The organism is Arachnia propionica (assembly GCF_003932785.1).
In the GTDB taxonomy this organism is placed as follows: Bacteria; Actinomycetota; Actinomycetes; order Propionibacteriales; family Propionibacteriaceae; genus Arachnia; species Arachnia propionica_B.
Window position 1 is genome coordinate 22739 of the sequence record NZ_RQYT01000039.1, and the last position, 6546, is coordinate 29284.

Annotated in this window: 4 protein-coding genes; all 4 read left to right on the forward strand. The window is 69.8% G+C overall.

Annotation, left to right across the window (positions count from 1 at the left end; all coding sequences use genetic code 11):
- The first annotated feature begins 70 nt into the window (after positions 1–70).
- On the forward strand, positions 71–2323 hold the full coding sequence (locus EII35_RS12745; RefSeq protein ID WP_125228845.1) for a DUF5682 family protein: 2253 nt from the start codon (positions 71–73) through the stop codon (positions 2321–2323).
- Positions 2316–3407 carry a VWA domain-containing protein gene (locus EII35_RS12750; RefSeq protein WP_221739755.1) on the forward strand — a complete coding sequence of 364 codons (1092 nt, stop codon included), beginning with the start codon at positions 2316–2318 and terminating at the stop codon, positions 3405–3407. The genes EII35_RS12745 and EII35_RS12750 overlap by 8 nt, the downstream gene beginning before the upstream one ends.
- Positions 3404–5377 carry a hypothetical protein gene (locus tag EII35_RS12755; protein ID WP_125228846.1) on the forward strand — a complete coding sequence of 658 codons (1974 nt, stop codon included), beginning with the start codon at positions 3404–3406 and terminating at the stop codon, positions 5375–5377. The genes EII35_RS12750 and EII35_RS12755 overlap by 4 nt, the downstream gene beginning before the upstream one ends.
- Positions 5378–5720: 343 nt before the next feature.
- Positions 5721–6546, forward strand: an 826-nt coding sequence (locus EII35_RS12760) for a DUF222 domain-containing protein (RefSeq protein ID WP_125228847.1), incomplete at its 3' end; no start/stop codon positions are given.

Genomic DNA, 6546 nt, shown 5'->3' on the forward strand with positions numbered 1-6546 from the left:
GACGCAACCTTGGCCCCAGGTCGGACCCCCTCACGCCCACGGTGGGAGACGACTCGGGCAGAATGGGGCAATGGTCGAGTTCTTCGGGGTCAGGCATCACTCCCCGACCGCCGCACGACTCGTCCGGCAACGTCTCCTCGACGCGCCACCCCGGGCCCTGCTGGTGGAGGGGCCGACGGAGTTCAACGACCACCTCGACGAACTGACCCGGGATCACCGCCTGCCGGTCATGATCTACGCGTGGGCCCCCGGCTTCCCCGACGCCCCCGAGTCGAGTCCCGAGGCAGCCATCCGGCGCAGCAGTTTCTACCCGTTGACGGATTTCAGCCCGGAATGGGTGGCAATCCGCACAGCGTGCGAGTTGGGGGTCCCGACGGAGTTCATCGACCTGCCCTGGCTCGGGTTCGCCGACATCGCCACGTCGGAGAACCGCTACGCCGACCCGGCGACCACCCGGCAGATCGCGGAACGCCTCCAGCACGAGTTCGGCGTCGACGACATCGCCTCCCTCTTCGACGAGCTCATCGACGTGGATCCAGCCCTCGATCTGAGCACCTACCGCGAGCGGATGGAGATCATCGGCTCCCTCATGCGGGGTCCCGAGGACGAGGAGACACGACGCCGCGAGGCCCACATGGCCCACCGGATCCGTCTCGCCGAACAGACCCACGGGGACGAGGTCCTCGTCGTGTGTGGGGCGGCCCACGTGTCGGGGCTCCGGCAACGCCTCGGCGAGTCCGTACCCGCGGTCGAGACGTGGCGACCCCCTGCCGACGACGACCGCTACGGCATCGCGCTGACCCCCACCTCCTACGCCGCCCTGGACGCCCTCGACGGCTACGATGCCGGGCAGCCCTCTCCCGGTTTCTACGACCACCTGTTCCGGGACCGGAGTGCGGGACGGACGGACACGGCGGAAACCCTTCTCGCCGATGTGGTCTCTCAGCTGCGGCGGGCGGGACAGTTCCTCTCCCCCGCCGACCTCATGGCCGTGCGCACCACGGCCGGGGCGTTGGCCGCCCTCCGCGGCCATCCGCAGATCTGGCGAACCGACCTCGTCGAGGGGATCACCGCCGCCCTCGTCAAGGACGACCGCGGTCAGGAGCATCCGCTGTTGGAGAGCATCCTGCTCACCCTCAGGGGCGACCGGATGGGAGCGTTGGCGGAGGGCACGAGGCAGCCCCCGTTGACGCTGGAGCTGCGAACCCGACTCGACGCGCTCGGTCTCACACCACTTCCGGGACGTCGCACCGAGTCGGCCGACCTCGCCACCGACGAGGGCCTCGCCCGGTCCAGGCTGCTCCACAGCGTCACCACCCTGGACATCCCCGGCTTCGAGCTCCGGGAGGACGGCGACCGCGACGGGGTGGAGCAGTGGGACGTCCAGTGGCGCACCTCCTTCGAGGGTGGCCTCGTGGAGGCGGCACGCTACGGCGGCACCGTGGAGCAGGCGGTCACGCAACGACTCCTCGCCGCCGCAGCCGATGTCGTCGCGGACCCCGCCGCCGCGGCCGAACTGGTGCTCCGGGCGGCACTGTGCGGGGTGGGTCAGTTGTCGAGCAGCCTGCAGGCCCGCACCGACTCCCTGCTGGCCTCGGCCGCGTCGTTGCCGCCGCTCGGCCGGGCCGTGGCGGTCCTCATGCGGCTGTACCGCTACGACCCCATCCTCCGCTCCACCGGGCGCGCCGACCTCGGCCGCCTCCTGATGACGGCCTTCGACCGGGCGGTGCGCATCCTGGAACGTCTCACCCCTCTCCCGGAGGGCCCGGAACTGGAGGGTTTCATCGCGGCCATGCGATCACTGACGGACTGCTCGGAGCGGGTGGGCGAGCGCCTCGGATTCGACCTGATCTCCTTCCACGACGCCCTCGACGGGGTGATCCTCGACGACCGGCAGGCCGCGACGGTCCGTGGGGCCGCCCTTGGCGCCCAGTGGCTGGCCGAGGCCCGCCCCGACGAGGAGATCGCCGACCGCGTCCAGGTGCTGGCGACGCCGGAGCACTTCGGGGACTTCGTCGCCGGGCTCCTGGGGGTCGTCCGGGAGGCGGCCCTGCGACGCCCCGCCGCTCTGCTCCGTCTGGACGAGGTGCTCACGGGACTGTCCGAGGAGGGTTTCCTCGATGCGCTGCCCGGACTGCGACGCGCCTTCAGCGGCTACACCCCGGGCGAACGCAGCCGGGTCGCCGACCTCGTGCTGGGACAGGACGCCGCCCTGGCCACCGTGCGGTTCTCCGGCTCGGTCGGTGACGCGGTGGGCATCGCCGAGTTCGAGGCCGAACTGGTCGCGACCCTGGACCGATTCCTGGGGGTGCGTCGTGGATGAGCGATTGACCCGGTGGCGGCTCGTCCTCGGCGAGGGCTCCGAGGGGTTGGGTGAGTTGGAGGGGATGGCCCTTGAGCGCGCGGCGGCCCTCGACTTCCTCTACGACCGGGAGTCGGGGGCCCGGAGCGCCGGTTCCGGCGGATCCAGCCTGACGGTGCCGGCGTGGATCAACCAGGTGGAGAAGTTGTTCCCGAAACGCACCATCGAGATCATCCAGGAGGACGCCCTGGAACGTTACGGGATGCTGGAACTCGTCACGAACAAGGACCTGCTGGAGCGGGTGGAACCGTCGGAGGCCCTCCTCCAGGCGGTGCTGCGCACCAAGCACCTCATGAGCGAGGACGTCCTGGGCGCGGCCCGACAGCTCGTCCGCAAGGTGGTGCAGCAGCTCGTCGAGCGGATGCGGCCCAGAATCGTCCGTTCCTTCCTGGGCAGGCGCGACCCACAGCGACGCAGCCACCACAAGGTGGCCTCGAACTTCGACCCGAAGCGCACGATCCGGACCAACCTGAAGAACTGGTCCCCCGAGCTGGGCAAGCTGGTCATCTCCGATCCGGTGTTCGTCTCCCGCACCCGCCGTCACTCCGAGAAGTGGCAGTTCATCATCGCGGTGGATCAGTCCGGGTCGATGGCCGATTCGGTGATCCACTCCGCGGTGACCGCGTCGATCTTCCACCAGATGCCCGCGCTGCGCACCCATCTGGTGACCTTCGACACCTCCGTGGTGGATCTCACCTCCGAGGTGCAGGACCCGGTGGAGACCCTCATGAGGGTGCAGCTCGGCGGCGGGACGGACATCGCGCGGGCGGTGACCTACTGCGAGGGCCTCGTCCACACCCCGCGTCGCGCGATGTTCGTGCTGATCACGGACCTGTACGAGGGCGGTTCGGAGGCCATCCTCACCCGGTCGCTCGCCCGGATGGTCGACGCCGGGGTGAAGGTCCTGGTGCTCGGGGCTCTCACCGCGGACGGGGCCGTCGGACTCAACGAGGATCTGGCTCGACGGCTCGCTCGGCGGGGCGTGAAGGTCGCGACGATGACCCCGCACGACCTCGCCGACTGGGTGACGGCGGTGATCGCATGAGCCGGCCCGATCTGCTCAGCCTCACCGACGCGGTGCTGGAGGACCTCACGAACAAGGGCACGCTCCGGCGGGCGACGAAGGAGCTCGACCAGGTGCCCTGCAGCCTCACCGAGCAACCGGACGGCACGGTCGTCGTGGAGGGTGAGGACGGCACGATCTGCACCCTGTTCGCCGATCGGCCGTTCGACCAGTGGACCTGCACCTGCCTCGCCACCCACAGGTGCCGGCACATCGTCCGGGCCGTGCTGGTGCATCGACGGGCCCGGAACGGTGGCCCAGAGGAGGATGCCGGGGCCGAGGAGGTGGCTCCGACTGCGGACACGTCGCCGGAGTGCGCCCCGACGGTGCAGGAGCACTTCGATCCGGGGACGTTGAGCGACGAGGCCCTCGCCGCCGCCCTCTCCGCCGCGACGCTGCGCACCAGCCAACGCTCGGCCGCCTCCGGGCTGCTCGCCCATGTCGGGACGCATCGTGGCATCAGCATCGTGCGCATCCACCATCCGGTCTCCGTGGCGGTGCGTTTCCTTGCGGGGCCGGATCTCGGATACGTGCGGTGCACCTGCCACGACCCGGATCCCTGCGCCCACGTGCCCCTCGCCGTCGCCGCCGCCCGGGCACGGCCTTTCGGCAGCTCCGGGCTGCGCTCCACCCCGGACGGATGGGTCCCCCGGGCCGATGTCCTGGCCGAGGTGCGTTCGGCGGTCGTGGAGCTGGTGCGGGTGGGTGCCGAGTCGGGGCACCGCAATCTGCGGGGCGTGTGGTCGCGCCTCGCGAACCGCTGCCGGGATGCGGAGTTGCACCATCTCACGGATCTGCTGACGGATCTGCTCGACGAACTCGCCCGCTACGAGGCGAGGCATCGGGACTTCGACTCCTCCCGCCTGCTGCGGATCGTCACGGAGCTGCTGGCCCGGGCCCTGTCCCTCAGCAATCCTGATCCGAACCGGGTGCCGGACCGCCTCGTCGCCGGGTCCCCCGCCCGGGAGACGCGGGTGGGTCGGGCCAGGCTCGTGGGGCTCGGCACGGAGTTCCAGGAGACCGACGAGGAGTGCCGGATCATCGCCCATCTCGTCGACGCCCGTAGTGGGGCGCCCCTGCGGCTCACGAGACGGGTCACCGACAAGAACGACCTGCCGTCGTGGCGGCTCGCGGCGACGACGGTCTCCGGGATCACGATGGATTCCTGGGGCGGGGGTCAGGTGATGTCGCTGGGTGGACGCATCCATGGTCACGGTGATTTCTCCCACACCAATCGTTCGGCGACGGGGTTGCCCGCGGGGGCGCTCGACCAGGTGGAGGCCCCGTTCCGGGTGGAAACCATCGCCGAACTCGCAGGCCACCAGACCCGCCTGCCCGCGGTGCTCAGCGACCGGTCCGCGGGCAGCGATCTGGCGGTGTGCCGCATCACGGCCGTGGCGAGCGTCGGATATGACCCGGGGCTGGCCTCGCTGGTCGCGGTGTGCCGCGACGCGGCGGACGCCCCGTTCCAGATCCGGTTGCCGCATGGACGACGCGCCACGGAGAGCCTCCAGGCCACGGCCGCCCGTCTCCTGGAGTGGCAACGGCGCCAGCCACGCGAGGCCTTCGTCTCCGGACGCTGGTCCTGGCACGGGGACAACGCCACGGTGAACCCGTTCCTCCTCGTGGGGGACGCAGTGCCCCTGCAACCGCATGTCGCGAAGCCGGTCGCCGATCCCCCGGATCTCGGGGTCACCAGGGCAGCCTCCCGCCCCACCACCCCCGGTGCGCTGCTCGGTGTTCTCGACACCCTGCTGGGTGAGCTCCTCATCGCGGGGGCGGATCGGGTGCTGCGACGGGATCAGCAATGGCGGACCTTCATCACGGACGCGCGCCTCGCAGGCAGCCGAGTCGTCGCCGACGCAGCCGAGGACCTTCTCTGTGAAAAGCCGGGAGCCGCTGAACACCTGCTGCTGATCTCGGCCTTCGGCCATCCGCTGCTCTCGGCCTGACCTTTCCGTTGGTCGAGCCGTCCGTGTCGAGATCACCAACGACACGTGCGGGGTCCGGGTCGCCTTCTCTCCGCTGGTCGAGCCGAGGCCGGAGGCCTCGTGTCGAGACCTCCAGCACCGCGTGCTGAGGCCCGGGTTGCACTGTCTCCGCTGGTCGAGCCGGACCGCGAGCCTCGCGAGCCGTCCGTGTCGAGACCTCCGCAACCCTCCCAGCGAACCCTCACCGGGTCTCGACACGGCCCCTGTCACTTCGTTCCGGGGACCGGCTCGACCAACAGAAACCGAGGGAAGAAGTTCTTCCCAACCCCTTGTGCTAGAACACCTATTCGATTACAATGGGGTCATGAACCCCCTCCCCGCCACCCTCACCGAGGCCTACCAGGCCATCCACGAGGCAGACGCCCACGCCCGGGCCGCGGAGGTGGCCCTCATCGTCGGGATCGCGAAAGCCGCCGAACTCTATGAGGTCGACGATGCTGCGGTGATGGACGCTGTTGAAGGGTTCCTTGAACCGGGCGGGGACGGTACCCCGTCGGTGGGTGAATTCCTCGCCCACGAGGTGGGTGGGATCCTGGGGATCTCCCCCGATGCGGCGTTGGAGAAGATCGGGACCGTGCTGGACGTGAGGTTCCGGTTCCCTGCTCTGTGGGAGGCCTTCCTGGGTGGCTCATTGCGCTGGTGGCAGGTTGCCGAGGTGGTGAACCGGCCAGCCATCTCCCAGCTGAACGCGGAGGCGGCGGCTCGGTTGGATCGCAAACTCGCTGTCGCGTTGCGACTGTGGTCGTGGCAGCGGATCCGCCGCAACTTGGAGGCGTGGATCATCGCCGCCGACCCGGAGGTGGCCCGGGAACGGGAGGCCCGGCAGCGGGAGAACCGGTATGTGGCGGTCGATGCCGTCAAGAATGGCCACTGCGCCTTGTATGGGCTGTTGGATCCTCGGGACGCGGTGGATTTCGATCATGCGTTGACTGAGGTGGCGAAGACCCTCCCCACCGAGTTAGGGGATCTGAGGCAGCGTCGTGCCGCCGCGGTCGGTGTGTTGGCGAGGCGGGCGGGTGGGCAGGAGATGCTGCCCCAGGCCACCCTCATCGTTCACATCAATGCTGATGATCCCGCTCTGGATCCGGATGCCGAGTCGTCGGGTGTGGTTGAGGTGGAGCGGTGGGGTG